The sequence below is a fragment of the Neisseria uirgultaei genome, from assembly GCF_962719845.1.
Lineage (GTDB): Bacteria > Pseudomonadota > Gammaproteobacteria > Burkholderiales > Neisseriaceae > Neisseria > Neisseria bergeri.
Genome location: NZ_CAUIYF010000001.1, coordinates 127,219 through 142,563, shown reverse-complemented (window position 1 = coordinate 142,563; position 15,345 = coordinate 127,219). Strand labels below are relative to the sequence as shown.

Sequence of the window (15,345 nt, the reverse complement as noted above, 5' to 3'; positions counted from 1 at the left end):
TTTACCATGCGCCGCTCCCCATCCGTCCGGACAAGCCGTGCTCTCTAGGCACAGCAATATAACCGCCGACAGTCGCGCTGCTTTGTACCAAACCCCACAGCATATGCACGGCATCAGGGCCGTCGTCATGGTCTGCCATCGGAAAATGGCGGAATTGATCAATCAGCGTGCTTTGACTGGCGTGTAAACGGATTTGACCGTTTTGCATATACGGTTGCAGGCTCTCGATACGGAGCAGTTTGTCTGCACTAGGCTTGATACCGCGTGCCGGAATCGGGATACCGGCAGCCGCACCGCGTTTGACCAGCTCAGTCTTCAAAAACTCCTGAAACTGTACCGTCTCGATTCCCCACAACACACAGCGGTACCGGCGTTGCAGTTCGATAATGTCGGAAATAATCTTGTCCGGCAGGCGTTTCTTAATCAGAGCCTCTACCACATCCAACACGCCCGTGCGGCGGTTGTACCCGCCGATACACAAAGCAGACGGATCGCGGCTGTTGCCCGCCTTGCCCAAACTCGGGTCGCAAGCACCATAAAAAATCCAATCAGAATCACGGTTGACCCAAAAATTCAGGCTGTTCGCAAACGGCGCGGCTTCACCGGCAACAGGGTCGTTTTGATATTCCGAATCAAATGTCGCATGACCGTCGCGGGCGCGGATTTTCATCAGTGCCAACACGCCGCGAGCCGCCCAAGAAGTGACCGCGCCGCGCTCCATCTCGTCTTTGTTTGCCTGATAAAACGCCTCGGCCACCGTCTCGCCGTCGTTTCGGAAAAGTTCCTCCCAGCGGTCCCACAAATCCATGCGGTCGGGCCAGCGTTTCATCGCCTTAAACTTAATACCGTGCCAAAACGGGTTATTCAAAGTGCGGTTCAGTACGCTGTCGTAATGCAAAATCGTGCCGATATAAATCACATCGTATTTCTGACCAACCCCGCCCAAAGGCAATACAGTCTTAGTCAGCCACGCATTGAGCTTGTCGCGCTGTTCGGGATTGCGGACTTGCTCGTCATTCTCAATATCGTCCAAAACAGTTAAGTCAGGACGGTAAGGGCCATGACGCAAACCATGCAGCTTTTTGCCGCTACCTGCCACTTGGATTTTGACTTCGTTTGCCGTTACCACCGTACCCGCCTGCCAAACGCGTCCTTGTCCGCAAGCCTCTGAAAAGTCGGTTTTAAGGCGCGGGTTGAACTCAAGCTCCGCCTTGATGGCCTCCAGCATGGGATAGGCCTGGTCGATACTGTCCATCACAATGACCGCGTAATGCTTTCGCCCCGTCACCACGCACCAAAGCGTAAACAGTTGCGTAACCAGCGTCGATTTCGCCTCGCCGCGCGGGGCGGCGGTTGCCTCGTTGATGCCTTCAGACGACCTCAAGATTTCGGGCAGTCGGGAAAATAAAAACTTATGCAGCAGCGACTTTTCAGGCGAACGGACATAGTGCGGGAAGTAGGTATTCACGAAATATTCGTAACCGTTGACCGGGTCTAATACCTTCGCCCGACGTTCGGCAATGGCGGCAGGCGACGCGTCGAAGCCGTCCACCTCCGCCTCAATGATTTGGCGGAGTTGGGCAGCATATTCGGCAAGCGACTTTAAAAACTCTTTGGACTTCATTTAATTACCTTATGCAGTTGTAGGTCGGATTCTCGAATCCGACGCCCGAACCGTTCTGTCTTCATCTGTATTTCTTTTCAATTTCCACGCCCAGCGGCTCGACCAGCTCGACAAAAGCCTGCAAGTGTTGCGGGTATCGCTCCTTGACCACTTCACCGAACAATTCCAACACCTCGATCGCCGTCGCCAGTTTTGACGTTTCCGGCATCACGCGGGCATTGGCCGATACGGTTTTCGTAAACGCGTCGGACAGGCTCGCCAACAGTTTGGCGCGTTCGGACGGCATCAGCTCTTCGACCGACGTGTCTTGCAACATCGTCATCGTCGATTGGTACTGCACCAAAAACCCCGCCAGCAGCGAGCGGCTCAAGTCTTCGATGCCGCCGCCCGCCAAGGTGTAGGCGGCGCGCACTTTGTCCCAATCGTCGCCGGTCTCCTTGGCGGCGCGTTTCCAGCTGCGGGCGGTCGCAATCGGGATTTCGCACATCATCGCCGCGATTTCGAGCGTCTGCCCGTCGCTGACGTACAGCCGGCGCAGCTTTTCGCGGATTTCTTTCGGATGCGCCATATCAGCCTCCGAACTTGGCTCGCAACAGTTCCCAGCCGGTCGTTACAATCACGCCGCCGAGACCGCCATAGACCGCCGCAGATTTCTTGCAGTCTTTTTTGATTTGCTGCAATTCCTCGTCCATGCGCGCCTGATTAGCAAGCAGGTCATCCTGCTTGGCTTCGATACGCGCCAAGGCTTCCAAAATCGGGTCGCTCATGATTTGTCCGCTTTCCTGTCCAGTTTTTCGTTTACTTTTTCCAACTTGTTTTCGATGCGCTCCAAAGACGCTGCGATATTTTTGCGGTCGGCTTGGGCATCCTGCTTGGTGTGGTACGAGAGCTTGACCGCGTGCAGCTCCTCTTTAAGGTCGTCGATACGCTTGTCCGCCTCTTTCAGACGGCCTGAAATGCCGTTGACCCAAAACCAAAATGCCGCCGTCGCAATCGGCCACAGGGTTTTAAACCCAAATTCAAAGTCCATTTAAAACCCCTTTAAACCGGCACATCGCCGAATACGATACGGACGGAGTAGCAGTCAGGGCGATTGCTGGAAATTTCGAGTCCATCTCCATCATTACAAACGCAGTAATACGCCGAAATCATCTGCCTAACTACACGCTTAAAGGTGTCGTAGTTTGTATTTGGATATTCAAGGTTAAACGTCGTCTGAAAATCCTTATCCATGCGTACCGCGTACTCAATGCCTGCCTTATCCAACAAATCAGAAACATGAATGACAAACGGCTCTTGCTCGCGTGCGCGGCTCAATCCCAGCTCTAAATCCGCATGGCGGCAGGCGACCGTGCGTTGTACCAACTCACGATAAGTCGTCATCGCGCGCCCTCCGAACCGTCAACTTCCGCTTGACTGTTGGCCCAGTCGCGCCACGCTGCGTTTTGGTTTTCCAGCTCCGCCACATAGCCGCCAAACTCAGCGGCGTGTTCCAACAGCGTGGCCGTCTTACCGTCTTTCGGCGGATTCGGGCGTACCGGCGCGACCATCAATGCGGCAGGCGGTGTCGGCATGACCGCCTTTTCGACAACCTTAATTTCCGTAGCCGAGGGCGCGGTTGTAGAGCTGCAGGCCGTGATGGCCAAAGCCGTCAATACAATTACCGCTTGCATTTTTACGGTCTTGAGTAAGGACATTTTCGATTTCCTTTTTATTTTCCGTTTTCAGACGGCTGACTTCCGCCTGTTTTTTCGCCAAAGCCATGCCGACAGCGTGCGCCTTGACTTCATATTTTTTAGCTTCCGCACGCGCATTTTCCAGCTCACGCGCATAGTTTTGAGCCGTCAACAGCAGGGCTTGCGCTTTGTCTTTTTCCATCTTGTCGATGACCGCCTGCTGCTTCGCAAACGCCGACTTATAGCCTTGATGGTGCGACACAGCCAAGAGAGTGCCGACAAGCGCGATGATGGCAATCGGTTGCCAGTTATTCGCCAGCAGTTTCACGAGATTCATTTTCGACCTCCTGACGTTTGACGCTGACAAACGAGCGTGCCACCGCATAGCCGCCCACAATGCCCAAATACACCGCCCAAATCTCCGCCGACGGGTCGGGCAACATCACAAATTTAAACGTCCCCGCCGCGCAGGCAATGTTTGCCCACAGTTTCGAGTGCGACACATTACCGGTAGCCGGGTTTTTAAAAATATCCAAAATACGCATTGCTATTCCACACTTTTGGTTTGCAGGTACCGTTTCAGCATTTCCCGATAATTGGCCAGTTCGCCCTCCGCAAATTCAAACGCCGCCAAGTCTGCCCGTTCGCTTGCCTCACGGCTTTTGGCCGACCACAGCTCAATCATCTTTTCGTAAAACTCGACCTGTCCCATGATTAACGACGATTCTTGCGTTTACGCGCCGCACGTTTGGCAGCCGCCACGCCCGACTTACCCGGGCGCATAGACGGATGTTGTTTCAAACAGCCGATACCGGCAGGCTTAATCTCAAATTCAGGCACCTGCGGTTTCAAGACAGACAGAGCCAAAGCAATCAAAGACTTTTTCATACCTTCGACGCTCCCAATTCCATCGCAATCGCGTCCGCAATTGCGCGGCAGATGCCCCATTTAGTCGCCTTAAACAAGGCCAAATCAGTGTCGTTGCTGATAAAAAACGGCTCAAACACAATGCCGCCGGCCTGTGCATAAGCCAGGCGCGAATGCTGGCCGGCATTGTCGGGTTTAAAGCCGTCTTCGCCGCGCAGTTTCCATCCGGTTTTCTTGGCAACAGCCTTGCCCAGCACCTGACACCAGCGTTTGTTTTTGACGGTACTCAACGCCTCAATGCCAGTGGCCGTTTTCACGGCCGCCGCGTTGGTATGGAACTCAATCGCCACATCCGAGCCGCGAATCAGCTTGACCGCATCGCGCAAGGGCATATTGCCTTTGCCTTCGCCGTCGGTGCGTACGGTCAGGCCGTAATCGTTACGCAGGATTGAAGCCACAATGTTGCGCATATCCTGCGCCAAGTCCGCCTCACGGTCGCTTCCGTTGACCGCGCCCGGGTCGGTGTTGCTGTGTCCGGCAGTCAGACAAATAATTTTGCTCATTAAAGCCTCCCTCAAAATCAGATTAAAATGCACTTTCAGAGGCTTACATTTTCAAACGGCATGGCTTTTGCAGCGGTCGAAACAGTGTCAGTAGGCAACAAAAAGGCCGTCTGTTGTTCAGACGGCCTTGGCATGATTCAACCTTATTTGATTTTCATCGGACAAGTAAATGTGTCAAAGGGTTCATCTCCAGTCAACACGGCTAAACAATCATTGATAGGCAGATTAATACCTTTACGGGCATAGACAGTTGCCTCAGCTTCAGGAGGATGTTTAATTTGCTCTTTACAAGCGGCCATAGCGTTGTCGTAGTTTTGTTTATAATTGGCAACCATAGCGTTTTGGTTTTGTCTGGCGGTAAAGTAGTCATATGCAGCATTGGCGGCATTGGTACACTGATACAATCCAGCCTTATCTTCCAAAAATGGCCCACCGAAAGTTTCATCGGCTGACTTGGCGACAGCGATAAAAGCCTCGTTAAATGTCTTGACCTCCGCCAAATTGCTACCGTTTAACACCATGCCGCGGCTCTCCTTTTCAGCTTGAGCAAGCAATGCCACCAATTTTTCCGCATGGCTTTTCAGTTCGCCGTGCCGGCGGATTTTGTCTAAATTATTCTCCCCTATAAAGTATTCTTCGTTTTTCAGGCGCTCCACGATTTTCACTTTCGGGTCAGGCTGAGTTTCTTGCTGTGCTGGGGCTGTCGGTTTGACTTCCTCTGATCCTTGCCCACACGCTGCCAAACCCATCGCCAGCAGCACAAAATAAAACGTTTTCATATTTTTCTCCAAAATAAAATGCCATACATCTGCATGGCATTCCATTCTAAAACAAATTTTCCTGTTCTGCTTCCTTATCCGCCTGCTTCAAAATCCGCCACACATGGCGGTCGCTTAGACGGTGTGCCAAGGCCAAATCGTTAACGGCCTCATAAGCAGGGGTACCGCCTGCCGTCTGTCGGTCAAACTGACTGCGGATTTTACGGTTACGCAGCTCATACAAGGCCGTCTCGCAGCGGGGTATAAACAGATTGCAAGGAGCCATCGCTTCCACCAGCCGACCGGCCGCCTCACTGCCGATAATCTCCTCCAAGTATGCAACACGGGATTGACTGTTTTTCGTATAACCCTGCCGCAACGGATAAGTCGTACCGCCCATCAGGCGTACCAACTCCAGCGTTTCATTAAACCCGATGACCGTAATCAACGCCTGTACACTATCAGGAAGCAGATGCTTGACCGCGCCAAAATCTGCCGTCTCATACATCACACAGCCCCTTTCTTACGGCGGTTCGCCGCAATCTGCAACGCCGCCACCAGCTTGTGCATATTGCCGTCAGACAACCATTCCACGCGGTCAACCTTAAACATCTTTTTCACCGTACCATGCGCATAATTCCAAGTCCAGCCGTTATCCAGCAGCAGGGCTTCGATTTTCCGCATCATCGGATCGGCGGAAGAGCGGCGGTTCGGGCGACGGCCTGCCGTTTTCTTCGGCGTAAACCCATGCCGGCGCAAATCCTCGACCACGCGCTCCAGCTCAGGGATGCTGCACTCGGTACACGACCGCTTGCCCGTCACACGCTCCAACACCGCGCGATAGGTACCGTCATCCAAGCCCAGCTCCTTTTGAGCAATCTTAATTTTCGCAATCAACGCCCGGCGCATTATCTCTCCAATACAACATATAGTATAAATTAGCGCATTTTATACCAATAAAATACTATATGTTGTAGTAAACCACTGTTTTTTTGCGAAACGGACAGACATGAAAAAATGCTGTCTGAAAACGTTTCAGACGGCATTTTTCTTTGATTTTGTTGGGGAAAGGGTTGATTTTTAACGTGTCCACGTTTATAATTCAATTCATCGGCGCAGTGAGGGCCGATACGGGAAAAGCCCCACCGAAGCGGGGCTCAACTGGGAGAAAGAAGATGAATAAACGCACTATTCAAATTCTCATCTTGGTCGCAGTTTTCATGTTGGCAAGTGCTAATGCCTACTAAAGACTGACCAGCTGGGGGCGGTCGCCGCCGTCCCCAGTCCCAATCTTACAAAATACGGTTTAAAAAATCAAGGAGTTTGCCTATGGTTGATGAAAAACTGGCAGAAAACCGAAAGCGTTACGAGCAGAAACGGGTGATTAAGAAAGTCTCGTTCAATGCCGAAACGGAAAAAGAACTTTTGGAATATGCCCAAAATATCGATTTTTCCCAATGGGTTAAATCAATCATCAAAGAAAAAATCAAAAAGTAACTTGATTAAAATCTAGAAATACTAGATAATACGCCTATCCGATAAAGCAAAGCCCCGAAGCGGCAACTTCGGGGGCTTATCGGATAGAAAGGAGGCTTGTGGAAATGACAAAACTGGCGAAAGTTGTTTTTTTCATCATTCTGCTTTTAAGCTGTAGCCCGGCTTACTAAGCAAGTTGATTAAACACAAGGGGTGGCAGAGCACCGCGCCCCTTTCGCCAACCTTTCTGCAAGCCATTTTACTACAACGGTTTTAAAAATCAAGGATTGCCTATGCCTGATGAAAAAACGCTAAAAGCAAAACAAGCTGAATATCAGCGAAAGTATGACCAAAAGCGGCTGATGAAAACAGTTTCTTTCCATTTGGAAAGAGAGAAAGAGTTAGTGGATTTTATGCAAAAAGAAATTCCCGACTTTTCAAACTGGGTTAAATCAGTCATGAAGGAAAAAATGAAATAAGAAAATTCCCCCGATGGTGGAACATCGGGGGAACAGTGGGAAAGCAACGCACCAACGTTCTTTCTCGTGTCTTTTAAATGCAATCTAAAAGAAAGGCTATTCTATCATGAATACCAACAACACCCAACTTGTTCAAATCTCCGGCGACCGTCCGGTTACAACCTCGCTCGCCGTATCAAACCACTTCGGAAAAAAGCACAAGAACGTCCTTCAAGCAATTGAAAACCTCGAATGTTCAGACGAGTTTGCAAAGCTGAATTTTCAGCTTTGCCATAAAAACAACGAGTTGCAGAACGGCAAGCCGCAACCGTTTTACGAAATCACCCGCGACGGTTTCGTGTTCCTGTGTATGGGCTTTACCGGCTCCGCCGCCGCGCAGTGGAAGGAAAAATACATCGCCGCCTTCAACGCCCTGGAAGCCGAAGCCGCGCGCCGCCGCGCACCGGCATTAGAAAAACTCAAAGCCGCCTACCTTTCCGCCCGCCCCGATTTGGCGCATCTCTTGCGCTACACCGAAATGGGACTGAATCAGGCGGAAGCCGCCAAGCTCTTGGGCATTGCGCCGTCCAACGTTCGCCACCGCCTCAAACACCTCGCCGATCTGGGTCTGACCGAATACCGCCCCGACCCGAAATACCGCAACCGCCGCGCCTTGGCGGCGGCACACGGCCAACAGTCTTTGGGATTGGAGGGTTAAGCCATGAATACCACCTATACTCTGACTTTCGACCAAGACAGCCTCAAAGCCCTGAATCTGCCGGTGTTCACGCTCAACCATCTGAAAGTTTTGGAGATGGACATGGAAGGAATCGAAGACGGTTTGTCTGCATGTCAACTATTTTTTTATCCGCTCTCGCAATTTTTCTTTGACCCAGCGGGAAAAATCCAATTTTTTTACCTCATCTAGTAAATCTTGTTCCTTTTCTGTATTAAATGAAACATGCTTAAGAATGCGCTTTTGAGCGTATTTTTTTTGGTATTCAATTTGCTTTTCTTTATCGGCCATAGATACTCCTTGATTTTCAGCACGTTCTATTTTAAGATTGGGACTAGGCGGCGTGCTGGCCGCCTAGCTGGTTAACCCTAGTAAGCGTTACCGCTTACCGTTAACAGGATAACCAAGATGAGAATTTGAAGGGCTAGCTTCATTTTCTTCTCCCAGTAGAGCCCCGCTTCGGTGGGGCTTTTCCCGTATCGGCCTTGCTGCACCGATAAGATAAATTATACTGGTATCTACCATTTTTAGCAACCCCTTTTTCCTCAAAATCCCATAAAAAAAGCCGTCCGAAACCCTGATAAATCAAGGTTTCAGACGGCCTTTAACATTGCTTTAAATCATCACATCAACTCCTGCTCCGTAGGCTCAATCACGTTTCAACACACTGAATTGAAATCAGGCTGTTGATTTTATAGAATTTGTTCGCTCGGCTCAATCACAAAATCCTCAAGCCCCGATACAATCTTAATCCCCGGAACTTGGCCGTCTGAAAAACGCTCTTTTTGATTCAGGATGGCATCTTTGTCGATTTCCTTTTTCGTGCGGACAAACTCGGCAAAGGCGGATTTCTCGGAGAGCCACGCCAAGACGGCGGCCACGCCCGTTACCTTGACGGATGGCGGACGGATGCGCCATTTAATCAGGCCGGTAGTAAAGTCCACGGTTTTGGTTTTACCGTTTTCCGTCAGCTCGTCCTTGTGCGCCTCGCAGTAGGCGGCCACACGTTCGGTCAGGCTCATGATTTCGGCACACATCGGCGCGGCTTTGGCGGCATATTCTTCTTCGATGACCGCTTTTTTGTCTCCGGCTTCGGTTTCCAGGCGTTTGACTTCGCGCTGCAAGTCGCCGATTTGGCGGATAAATGCGGTAACTTCTGCTTTGTCTTGTGCCGCTTCGATAGCGGGCTGTTTGATTCGGGTTTTAGCCATTTTCTTTTCCTTTCAGGTTGGGTTTAACATTTCGGCTTGCTCAAGCCTTGTTCGCGTTCGCGCTTGGATTGTTTTTCTCCCTTCATCACACTTCCTCCCATAAAGTTATCGCCTGAGCCAAAGTTTCCGCCTCGGCAGTCTTCCACATCCCGTCCGGCGACCGCGCAGCGATTACAAAGCCTTCGCCGTCCTTCTTCATGACCATCAGCTCGCCACGGTCTTCGAGCCATTCGATCAAATCTTTTTCATTCATCGTATTTCCTTCCGTTTTCAGACGGCCTTTGCCGTCCTTATCTTCAAACTGCGCCTGATATTCCTCGATTTCACGCGCCCAGCTTTTTTGCGCCATTCGCGCCGTCGCACGCCTGCGGTGCTGTCCCCAAGCCTGCCAATCCGTATTACGTCGTCCGAAACTCATTTCACACATCCTTTCACAATCGCCTTATCGCCATATTTCGCGCGGATTTCCTTTACCGCCCGTGCCAAAGCCTCTTTTTTCGCCGCAGGGTTCAATAAAATTGGCTTATCGCTCATAAACAATCCCTTTCATTTTTTCCTCGACGCTCATTGACTCGTATTGCGCTTCCCATACCTTGACCTCCAAATCCGCCTGTCTTTCCATCTTCTCAACCTTCGTCGGCTCTTTCGCAACCGGTTCGGGTTCTTTCGCGCAGGAATGCAACGCCATTCCCGCCACAAAACACCACACGCCCACCGTCAAACCAACCGGCACCCAACGCCAAAAAGAGCGCGCCACAAACATCTTCCAATCAACTTTCTTCAAAACCTACATTTTGCGTTTTCCTTTTAAAACAATAACTTATTAAAATCATAGGGTAAAAAAATATATAGCCCTGTCAAAGACTTACCGTTTCAGACGGCCTATCGGATAATCAGGGAGCTGTATTTTTTGACGATACCGGCCTGCATCTTGATACCGTTCTTGTTCGCCGTGCGCACCGCGCCGCGCATCAATTTGCTCATCCGGCGCGTATTGCCGTTGCTGTGTTTCACCAGTTCCAGGAGCGTTTCTTCGTCCGCATCAGGCAAAGCCGCTTTCGCAATCTCAAAGAGTTCCTCGTCCGGCAAAGATTCGCCCAAATTCAGCGGAATCGACACGCGGCTGTAAAGCTGTACCAGCTCGCCATGCTTACCGCGCAGATTCGCCACCAGTCGGGGCATACCGCTCAACACCAAGCCGCAGCCCGTTTCATCGTGCAGTCGGCGGATAATCTCAAGGGCGCGTAATGGCAGGTTTTCCGCCTCATCAACTACAATCAGACGGCCCGAATCACGCAGGCGGTCAGATACCGATTCAAACAAATCATTCAGGCTGCCCATCGCCGATACCTTCGCCGCTGCTGCCAGCTTGCGCATCAGCACAAGTGCCGTAAAGCTCGGATTGGCCTCAATCAGGATGGCCGCAGGGTTTTTCTCGCAGTAGTTTTTGACCGCCTGCGTCTTGCCCAAACCTGCCTGACCGTAAATGACGGCAATCTCGCCAGCCTCATGCGCATCGCGCATCACTTCCGCAATACGGCGGGTCGTCTTAGTCGATACAAATCCCAACACCAGCTCTTCGCGTCGCGCCTTACTTTCCTGCATCTCCAAAAACGCCTCGATTTTCGGCTCGATGGTTTCATAATTGCCGCCTTTTTCCGCATAAGTGCCGTTCAGATACATACTGACGGATGCCGGCGAAGTATCGATACCGCGTGCCAGTTGGGTTTGGTTCATACCCGATTTTTCTTTAAATTCAACCAGTTTTTGTTGCAATGCTTGATTGATTTGTTTCATTTTTAATATCCTTGAGTTTTAAACAACCTTTAAAGGCCGTCTGAAATGAAAGAGTTTCCCGATTTGGAAAAACGCCTGATTATGCTGGAAGTCGCCGTTCAAGACTTGGAAGACAGGTCGCTTGCCGATTCTTTCGTACTTTCCTGGCTGCTCCAGCGGATTACCCGTCAAGAGCCGACTTCGATTGGGCAGGTCCGCCGCTTTCTTCAGGCGCAGGCAAAAACGTTTGAGCCTGATTCCGTTCAGCGGGAACACCTTGAATCTTTGCTTGCAATCGTTGAATCCGCCCAAGAGCTCGCTTGAGTTTCAATTTTTCAACAAGCTCGGTCGAAAACGCCGCATTTTGCTGTTTGTCCATCATGTTTTCCTTTATCTATCCGCCTCAAACAACACAAAATCGTCTGTGCCCGTTTTCGGCAATACCGCATACTCCGCCTCGATGACGTTTCCGCCCAAATGTCCCAGCTCGTCCCAAACCGCAGCCTGTTCCAGTGCCGGATTGACTTCCGCATTTGCGAGCTTGATTGTATTTTCCGCCCGCTTGATTTTGCCTTTTCGGCGTTTTTCCGCCAGCTGGTCGATACGCGCCGTCGGGAAAGCCTCGCGGGTATTGCCGTCGGCCTGCGCCTTAGTGATAAACTTGCCGTCCATATCAAACACATTGACCACCGACGCATCGCTCAAATCGTAGCTGACCCGTACCTCGTCTTTGTGATACTCCGCCAGCTCGGTTGAGAAATAAGAGTTGTTGAACAAATCCAGCCAACCGCGCTGTACCTTTCGCACCTCTTGCGGCATAAACATCGTTGCCAGCTCTTCCGCCGACAACATATCCGGCGCAATCCCGTCCTGTTCCAGCCTCATTTCCCGATATTCCTTCGGCGAATAATGCCCGCCGTCCGGATGTCGGGGCAGCTCGCCGTGCGGGCGGTTGTTGTATTCGTCGATACACTTGACCACATCCGCGATAAAACGCGACCAGCTCGGCAATTTTTTCAAATATTTCTGTTGTTCCTCCGTCAAATCCTTGCCTTTTTCCAAAGCGTTAAAAGCACTTTCCATCTTGCGGTACATCAGGTTCTTCGTACTGCTGTCCATCCCCGCGCCCGCAAACGTCTCATACTGCCGCGCCATCTCAATCAGATTGTCTTTCCACCATCGCTCAATGATGCCTCGACCTTGCGGATTGCCCGCGATACCCGTTTCATGTCGGATACCCAGTCGGGACGTAATACCCGTGATTTCATGGTCTATCGTCTTACCCGTCTGACCGCCGCCGTTATCCGAGTAATAGATAATCGGCAAACCATAGTGCTTGACCCCGATACGCAGCGCGTCCGATACCGCCACACAACTTTCAGCCAACGACACCGAAAACCCGACCACAAACCGCGTACAACCATCAATAATCACCGTCACTTCCGGCTTAAATGGCCTGCCATGTACCGGATGCGCCACCTTTGCCTTAAAGCTATGGCCGTCGCCGATCCAAACATCGTTCGGCTTCAAAGCCCCCCAATCACGTTTCACATAAGGCAGCAGCGATTTATAAGCCGCCCCCGTTTTCCTACCGCGCTCCTGCATAATCAGCGGCAGCTTGTCCCAAACGCGCCGCACCATACTCAAGTTAGGCACATCATTGACCGGCATATTTTCCGCTTCCGCCCACTGCACAAAACGGCGGTAGCTGTGTGCCAGCTTCGGAGCTGAAGGGATGTTGTGAAACTGCATAAACATCGGCAACCAACCGTAGCTCTCAATCGGCTTGACCACCTTCGTCGTCTTCGGAGCTAAAGCAACCAACCGCTCCGTCGCGTTTTCCGCTTTCAAATAAGCAGAAATCCAGCCGTCTAAAGTACGTTCGCCAACCTTCGCCGACCGGCTGCGGTCATTGGCCTTTTCCAAGTTCCCAAGCGTGACCGCGTCCAATTTACCTTCTGCCAGCAAGCCCAAAAACTGAGCCACCGCAGCCTTCGCAGAGCAACCGTATTGGTATTTAATCCCCAATACCGCCGCCACCACCGCACATCGCGCATCCGCCACCGACCGTTGTTTCTCGTTCAACAGCTTGGCCGCTTCAGCCAGTGCCTGAGCCGACATCGCCGTCCCCGGTCTGACTTGGGGCAGGGTTTTCGGCATCTTCTCCGCCAGCTCGTCCGACTGCCGTTTCATGATGGCGGCGCGGATTTCAATAGGTAGGGCATATTCAACACCACCACCCTTACCTTGACGCCTTCTCGTTTGCCAACCATCCCTTTGCGCTTTTTTTCTCAGCCCTATTACTGTTCTTGGCATATTTGGCAACCCAAAATCAAGCAGGCTTTTGAGGTCCATATATTCCATTTCAACCCACTCCGAGCATCTCTTTCAATTCAGCTATCTTTTTGTCTCGACAATCTGTTTTCTTGTAATGCGGAAAAACTTCAACTAAATCTTTTTGAATCACTTTCGCGATTGCTTCCGCAATTCTTTTGCTTCCTCGTCCATTTCTTATGACCTCAGAAACAGATTGGTTAGTTACCCCTAAAGCCGAAGCCAACATTCTTGCCGATATATTTTTTTCTTCTAAGGATTTATAGATTTCGTTCGCTTGCATAATGCCTCCATGATAGAATCCCTTACTTACCTTACAGGCTTTAATGCCTGCCTTAACTGTTACCTGAATGATATACCCAAAATATTTGGTATAGCAAATATATTTGGTACTATTTTGCGGTATTTTTTATGGAACGCATTGATTTAGCATTGAATTTAGTTGAAGAGAGAAGCCGACTTGGATACTCTCGAAAGAATTTTGCTGAGCAAACTGGATGCAGTGCAGAAAGTTTGAGACTGTATGAAAGCGGGCAGGTCAACATTCCTGCGGACTTTTTACTTGCTGCTGTCCAATTAGGGGTGGATATTCAATTTGTCTTTACAGGCATTCATTCGGCAAATTTAAATGCTGTTTCAGACGACCTTAATAAAAAACTGGACGACGCTATTGGCAAATCAAACGTTGAAAATCAGATTAACGGCAACGTCAGTAACGCTGTTATCGCCTCATCTGGTTCTGTTGTTCATCAAATTAATACCCAGAATCATGTCATCAGAACCCGTGTCGATTCAAAACCCGGTAAGGAACACATAACGCTTGAGCAAGCCTCAAAGCTGCAACAACTTGTTAAACAAGTTGCCGCAGCCGAAGAGATTGCCAAACGATCGCCAAAATCAATCCGTGCAATTTGGGCTAGTCTGAATGCTCACTGTAAAGTTCCAAGTTACAAACTAATCGCATTGAGTGATTACGACAAAGCAGAAACTTATCTCAGAAAATGGCTGGGTAGGTTGAGTAATACAGCAACATCAAAGAACAACGATCCCGACTGGCGAAAAAAGAAATACGCTTATATCAAATTAAATGTAAAACAACTTGAGCTTGAAGATTGGTTGAAAAGTTACCTCGAAAAAAATTTCTCAGTAGAAAGCCTGACTGAATTAAGTAATGACGATTTGCAAAAAACATATGCAGCAGTATCGACTAAAAAACGGAAAAAATAGGCTTAAACATGAAACTTCGCCTTTAAATTCAAGTTTCATGTTTAACTTATGGTCTTCAGATGCTTTGTTTTTTAGAGATATGATATTAAAAGATTTTTTCAAACATGGAACTATTGTACGAGTTCCATGTTTAGTTTCTAGTTAAAGCCTTTTATAAACATCCTAATCAACCACGCCGAAACCGAGCCGCGTGACGGCCTATATGTCTTGCGTATAGGCAATGACCTCTTTGTCAAACGTGTGCAACGCATACCGGGCAAACTGCTTGTAACGTCTGAAAATCCACGTTACGCACCGTTTGAAATAGATTTGAGCAATGCCCAAGACGACATCGCCATCATAGGCCGTGTTGAGTGGTATGGCCGGAGTATTGATTAAATCCATTTTAAAAACCTCTTAAAATAGTTTTAAAAAATTCCCAATCCCGTCAGCTTTCAACAAAAAACCGCGCATTCCGGCGCGGTTTCGTGAAAAAGCTGGCGTAACTTTTCCGGATACAAAAAAACGCCGAAATCCACGTCTTCCGAAGATTTCAGCGTTTTTTTACTCTATTTCTTCCTTGTGCAAAAACTAACAGTCCCCCACACATCACTCGCTGCTTTATCTTGAAAAAATGCCGTCTGTAAGCAAACGTACTTC

General features: G+C 49.9%; 26 protein-coding genes and 1 pseudogene. 7 read left to right on the top strand and 20 right to left on the bottom strand.

Translation table 11 applies throughout. The annotated features are described in order from the left end of the window. Position 1 precedes the first annotated feature (1 nt). From terL to Q9J32_RS00640, 14 genes are all read right to left on the bottom strand, one after another. Positions 2 to 1,624 carry a phage terminase large subunit gene (gene terL / locus Q9J32_RS00705; protein WP_301884637.1) on the bottom strand — a complete coding sequence of 541 codons (1,623 nt, stop codon included), beginning with the start codon at positions 1,622 to 1,624 and terminating at the stop codon, positions 2 to 4. Between the two features lie 61 nt (positions 1,625 to 1,685). Continuing rightward, positions 1,686 to 2,192, bottom strand: a complete 507-nt coding sequence (locus tag Q9J32_RS00700) for a DUF1804 family protein (RefSeq protein ID WP_301884635.1) — start codon at positions 2,190 to 2,192, stop codon at positions 1,686 to 1,688. A 1-nt stretch (position 2,193) separates the two neighbouring features. Further along, on the bottom strand, positions 2,194 to 2,391 hold the full coding sequence (locus Q9J32_RS00695) for a hypothetical protein (RefSeq protein ID WP_049227001.1): 198 nt from the start codon (positions 2,389 to 2,391) through the stop codon (positions 2,194 to 2,196). Continuing rightward, complete coding sequence (locus tag Q9J32_RS00690; RefSeq protein WP_211709633.1) at positions 2,388 to 2,654, bottom strand: hypothetical protein; 267 nt, start codon at positions 2,652 to 2,654, stop codon at positions 2,388 to 2,390. The genes Q9J32_RS00695 and Q9J32_RS00690 overlap by 4 nt, the downstream gene beginning before the upstream one ends. Before the next feature lie 11 nt (positions 2,655 to 2,665). Then, positions 2,666 to 3,007, bottom strand: a complete 342-nt coding sequence (locus Q9J32_RS00685) for a hypothetical protein (protein WP_300906161.1) — start codon at positions 3,005 to 3,007, stop codon at positions 2,666 to 2,668. Continuing rightward, on the bottom strand, positions 3,004 to 3,321 hold the full coding sequence (locus Q9J32_RS10085; protein ID WP_308446883.1) for a hypothetical protein: 318 nt from the start codon (positions 3,319 to 3,321) through the stop codon (positions 3,004 to 3,006). The genes Q9J32_RS00685 and Q9J32_RS10085 overlap by 4 nt, the downstream gene beginning before the upstream one ends. Next, positions 3,218 to 3,637, bottom strand: a complete 420-nt coding sequence (locus Q9J32_RS00675; protein ID WP_301884627.1) for a hypothetical protein — start codon at positions 3,635 to 3,637, stop codon at positions 3,218 to 3,220. Before Q9J32_RS00675 ends, Q9J32_RS10085 begins: the two co-directional genes overlap by 104 nt. Continuing rightward, positions 3,609 to 3,845 carry a hypothetical protein gene (locus Q9J32_RS00670; protein WP_019272986.1) on the bottom strand — a complete coding sequence of 79 codons (237 nt, stop codon included), beginning with the start codon at positions 3,843 to 3,845 and terminating at the stop codon, positions 3,609 to 3,611. Before Q9J32_RS00670 ends, Q9J32_RS00675 begins: the two co-directional genes overlap by 29 nt. Positions 3,846 to 3,847: 2 nt before the next feature. Beyond that, complete coding sequence (locus tag Q9J32_RS00665; protein ID WP_301884624.1) at positions 3,848 to 4,012, bottom strand: hypothetical protein; 165 nt, start codon at positions 4,010 to 4,012, stop codon at positions 3,848 to 3,850. 2 nt (positions 4,013 to 4,014) lie between these two features. Then, positions 4,015 to 4,188 (bottom strand): hypothetical protein, encoded by a 174-nt coding sequence (locus tag Q9J32_RS00660; protein WP_301884622.1) that lies wholly within the window; start codon positions 4,186 to 4,188, stop codon positions 4,015 to 4,017. Then, positions 4,185 to 4,730, bottom strand: coding sequence for an N-acetylmuramoyl-L-alanine amidase (locus Q9J32_RS00655; RefSeq protein WP_301884621.1), 546 nt, complete (start codon positions 4,728 to 4,730; stop codon positions 4,185 to 4,187). Before Q9J32_RS00655 ends, Q9J32_RS00660 begins: the two co-directional genes overlap by 4 nt. A gap of 143 nt (positions 4,731 to 4,873) precedes the next feature. Beyond that, entirely contained in the window at positions 4,874 to 5,554 is a 681-nt protein-coding gene (locus Q9J32_RS00650) for a hypothetical protein (protein WP_118778728.1), read from the bottom strand. Between the two features lies 1 nt (position 5,555). Then, positions 5,556 to 5,996: a Mor transcription activator family protein gene (locus tag Q9J32_RS00645; RefSeq protein WP_002233845.1), complete on the bottom strand. Its 441-nt coding sequence runs from the start codon at positions 5,994 to 5,996 to the stop codon at positions 5,556 to 5,558. Then, entirely contained in the window at positions 5,996 to 6,397 is a 402-nt protein-coding gene (locus Q9J32_RS00640) for a gp16 family protein (protein ID WP_301884619.1), read from the bottom strand. The genes Q9J32_RS00645 and Q9J32_RS00640 overlap by 1 nt, the downstream gene beginning before the upstream one ends. Positions 6,398 to 6,817: 420 nt before the next feature. Between Q9J32_RS00640 and Q9J32_RS00635 the strand changes: the two genes are divergently transcribed. The 4 genes from Q9J32_RS00635 (at position 6,818) to Q9J32_RS00620 (ending at position 8,350) form a co-directional block, all read left to right on the top strand. After that, complete coding sequence (locus tag Q9J32_RS00635; RefSeq protein ID WP_002213620.1) at positions 6,818 to 6,985, top strand: hypothetical protein; 168 nt, start codon at positions 6,818 to 6,820, stop codon at positions 6,983 to 6,985. 272 nt (positions 6,986 to 7,257) lie between these two features. Further along, positions 7,258 to 7,443: a hypothetical protein gene (locus Q9J32_RS00630; RefSeq protein WP_002213621.1), complete on the top strand. Its 186-nt coding sequence runs from the start codon at positions 7,258 to 7,260 to the stop codon at positions 7,441 to 7,443. A gap of 106 nt (positions 7,444 to 7,549) precedes the next feature. Then, positions 7,550 to 8,140, top strand: a complete 591-nt coding sequence (locus Q9J32_RS00625) for a Rha family transcriptional regulator (RefSeq protein ID WP_301884614.1) — start codon at positions 7,550 to 7,552, stop codon at positions 8,138 to 8,140. Positions 8,141 to 8,143: 3 nt separating this feature from the next. Then, positions 8,144 to 8,350: a hypothetical protein gene (locus tag Q9J32_RS00620; protein ID WP_301884822.1), complete on the top strand. Its 207-nt coding sequence runs from the start codon at positions 8,144 to 8,146 to the stop codon at positions 8,348 to 8,350. A gap of 500 nt (positions 8,351 to 8,850) precedes the next feature. Here Q9J32_RS00620 and Q9J32_RS00615 read toward each other — a convergent pair whose 3' ends face one another. The 4 genes from Q9J32_RS00615 to Q9J32_RS00600 form a co-directional block, all read right to left on the bottom strand. Then, positions 8,851 to 9,369, bottom strand: a complete 519-nt coding sequence (locus tag Q9J32_RS00615) for a host-nuclease inhibitor Gam family protein (RefSeq protein WP_101174513.1) — start codon at positions 9,367 to 9,369, stop codon at positions 8,851 to 8,853. 85 nt (positions 9,370 to 9,454) lie between these two features. Then, the gene (locus tag Q9J32_RS00610) at positions 9,455 to 9,787 is read right to left on the bottom strand and encodes a hypothetical protein (protein ID WP_301884818.1); all 333 of its coding nucleotides are present in this window, start codon (positions 9,785 to 9,787) and stop codon (positions 9,455 to 9,457) included. Between the two features lie 105 nt (positions 9,788 to 9,892). After that, positions 9,893 to 10,132 carry a hypothetical protein gene (locus tag Q9J32_RS00605; RefSeq protein WP_301884804.1) on the bottom strand — a complete coding sequence of 80 codons (240 nt, stop codon included), beginning with the start codon at positions 10,130 to 10,132 and terminating at the stop codon, positions 9,893 to 9,895. Between the two features lie 119 nt (positions 10,133 to 10,251). Beyond that, positions 10,252 to 11,166, bottom strand: coding sequence for an AAA family ATPase (locus tag Q9J32_RS00600; RefSeq protein ID WP_301884607.1), 915 nt, complete (start codon positions 11,164 to 11,166; stop codon positions 10,252 to 10,254). Positions 11,167 to 11,211: 45 nt separating this feature from the next. Between Q9J32_RS00600 and Q9J32_RS00595 the strand changes: the two genes are divergently transcribed. After that, a complete protein-coding gene (locus tag Q9J32_RS00595; protein WP_301884605.1) occupies positions 11,212 to 11,469 on the top strand; it encodes a GntR family transcriptional regulator in 258 nt (85 codons plus the stop codon). Positions 11,470 to 11,535: 66 nt separating this feature from the next. On the opposite strand, the gene Q9J32_RS00590 is transcribed toward Q9J32_RS00595, so the two are convergent. After that, the gene (locus tag Q9J32_RS00590; RefSeq protein WP_301884604.1) at positions 11,536 to 13,509 is read right to left on the bottom strand and encodes a Mu transposase C-terminal domain-containing protein; all 1,974 of its coding nucleotides are present in this window, start codon (positions 13,507 to 13,509) and stop codon (positions 11,536 to 11,538) included. Position 13,510: 1 nt separating this feature from the next. Continuing rightward, on the bottom strand, positions 13,511 to 13,762 hold the full coding sequence (locus Q9J32_RS00585) for a helix-turn-helix domain-containing protein (protein ID WP_002232388.1): 252 nt from the start codon (positions 13,760 to 13,762) through the stop codon (positions 13,511 to 13,513). Positions 13,763 to 13,890: 128 nt separating this feature from the next. On the opposite strand from Q9J32_RS00585, the gene Q9J32_RS00580 reads away from it, so the two are divergent. Then, positions 13,891 to 14,706: a transcriptional regulator gene (locus Q9J32_RS00580; RefSeq protein ID WP_199900503.1), complete on the top strand. Its 816-nt coding sequence runs from the start codon at positions 13,891 to 13,893 to the stop codon at positions 14,704 to 14,706. A 156-nt stretch (positions 14,707 to 14,862) separates the two neighbouring features. Then, positions 14,863 to 15,084, top strand: a pseudogene (locus Q9J32_RS00575) (S24 family peptidase); the annotation flags it as partial. Positions 15,085 to 15,345 lie beyond the last annotated feature (261 nt).

Coding starts and splice junctions, on each gene's coding strand:
- Q9J32_RS00590 (WP_301884604.1), bottom strand. CDS start 13,509: ATGGAATATATGGACCTCAAAAGCCTGCTTGATTTTGGGTTGCCAAAT.
- Q9J32_RS00585 (WP_002232388.1), bottom strand. CDS start 13,762: ATGCAAGCGAACGAAATCTATAAATCCTTAGAAGAAAAAAATATATCG.
- Q9J32_RS00635 (WP_002213620.1), top strand. CDS start 6,818: ATGGTTGATGAAAAACTGGCAGAAAACCGAAAGCGTTACGAGCAGAAA.
- Q9J32_RS00610 (WP_301884818.1), bottom strand. CDS start 9,787: ATGAGTTTCGGACGACGTAATACGGATTGGCAGGCTTGGGGACAGCAC.
- Q9J32_RS00605 (WP_301884804.1), bottom strand. CDS start 10,132: ATGTTTGTGGCGCGCTCTTTTTGGCGTTGGGTGCCGGTTGGTTTGACG.
- Q9J32_RS00690 (WP_211709633.1), bottom strand. CDS start 2,654: ATGGACTTTGAATTTGGGTTTAAAACCCTGTGGCCGATTGCGACGGCG.
- Q9J32_RS00640 (WP_301884619.1), bottom strand. CDS start 6,397: ATGCGCCGGGCGTTGATTGCGAAAATTAAGATTGCTCAAAAGGAGCTG.
- terL (WP_301884637.1), bottom strand. CDS start 1,624: ATGAAGTCCAAAGAGTTTTTAAAGTCGCTTGCCGAATATGCTGCCCAA.
- Q9J32_RS00645 (WP_002233845.1), bottom strand. CDS start 5,996: ATGTATGAGACGGCAGATTTTGGCGCGGTCAAGCATCTGCTTCCTGAT.
- Q9J32_RS00700 (WP_301884635.1), bottom strand. CDS start 2,192: ATGGCGCATCCGAAAGAAATCCGCGAAAAGCTGCGCCGGCTGTACGTC.
- Q9J32_RS00675 (WP_301884627.1), bottom strand. CDS start 3,637: ATGAATCTCGTGAAACTGCTGGCGAATAACTGGCAACCGATTGCCATC.
- Q9J32_RS00595 (WP_301884605.1), top strand. CDS start 11,212: ATGAAAGAGTTTCCCGATTTGGAAAAACGCCTGATTATGCTGGAAGTC.
- Q9J32_RS00600 (WP_301884607.1), bottom strand. CDS start 11,166: ATGAAACAAATCAATCAAGCATTGCAACAAAAACTGGTTGAATTTAAA.
- Q9J32_RS00630 (WP_002213621.1), top strand. CDS start 7,258: ATGCCTGATGAAAAAACGCTAAAAGCAAAACAAGCTGAATATCAGCGA.
- Q9J32_RS00685 (WP_300906161.1), bottom strand. CDS start 3,007: ATGACGACTTATCGTGAGTTGGTACAACGCACGGTCGCCTGCCGCCAT.
- Q9J32_RS00695 (WP_049227001.1), bottom strand. CDS start 2,391: ATGAGCGACCCGATTTTGGAAGCCTTGGCGCGTATCGAAGCCAAGCAG.
- Q9J32_RS00655 (WP_301884621.1), bottom strand. CDS start 4,730: ATGAGCAAAATTATTTGTCTGACTGCCGGACACAGCAACACCGACCCG.
- Q9J32_RS00625 (WP_301884614.1), top strand. CDS start 7,550: ATGAATACCAACAACACCCAACTTGTTCAAATCTCCGGCGACCGTCCG.
- Q9J32_RS00620 (WP_301884822.1), top strand. CDS start 8,144: ATGAATACCACCTATACTCTGACTTTCGACCAAGACAGCCTCAAAGCC.
- Q9J32_RS00580 (WP_199900503.1), top strand. CDS start 13,891: ATGGAACGCATTGATTTAGCATTGAATTTAGTTGAAGAGAGAAGCCGA.
- Q9J32_RS00650 (WP_118778728.1), bottom strand. CDS start 5,554: ATGGAATGCCATGCAGATGTATGGCATTTTATTTTGGAGAAAAATATG.
- Q9J32_RS10085 (WP_308446883.1), bottom strand. CDS start 3,321: ATGTCCTTACTCAAGACCGTAAAAATGCAAGCGGTAATTGTATTGACG.
- Q9J32_RS00660 (WP_301884622.1), bottom strand. CDS start 4,188: ATGAAAAAGTCTTTGATTGCTTTGGCTCTGTCTGTCTTGAAACCGCAG.
- Q9J32_RS00615 (WP_101174513.1), bottom strand. CDS start 9,369: ATGGCTAAAACCCGAATCAAACAGCCCGCTATCGAAGCGGCACAAGAC.
- Q9J32_RS00670 (WP_019272986.1), bottom strand. CDS start 3,845: ATGCGTATTTTGGATATTTTTAAAAACCCGGCTACCGGTAATGTGTCG.
- Q9J32_RS00665 (WP_301884624.1), bottom strand. CDS start 4,012: ATGGGACAGGTCGAGTTTTACGAAAAGATGATTGAGCTGTGGTCGGCC.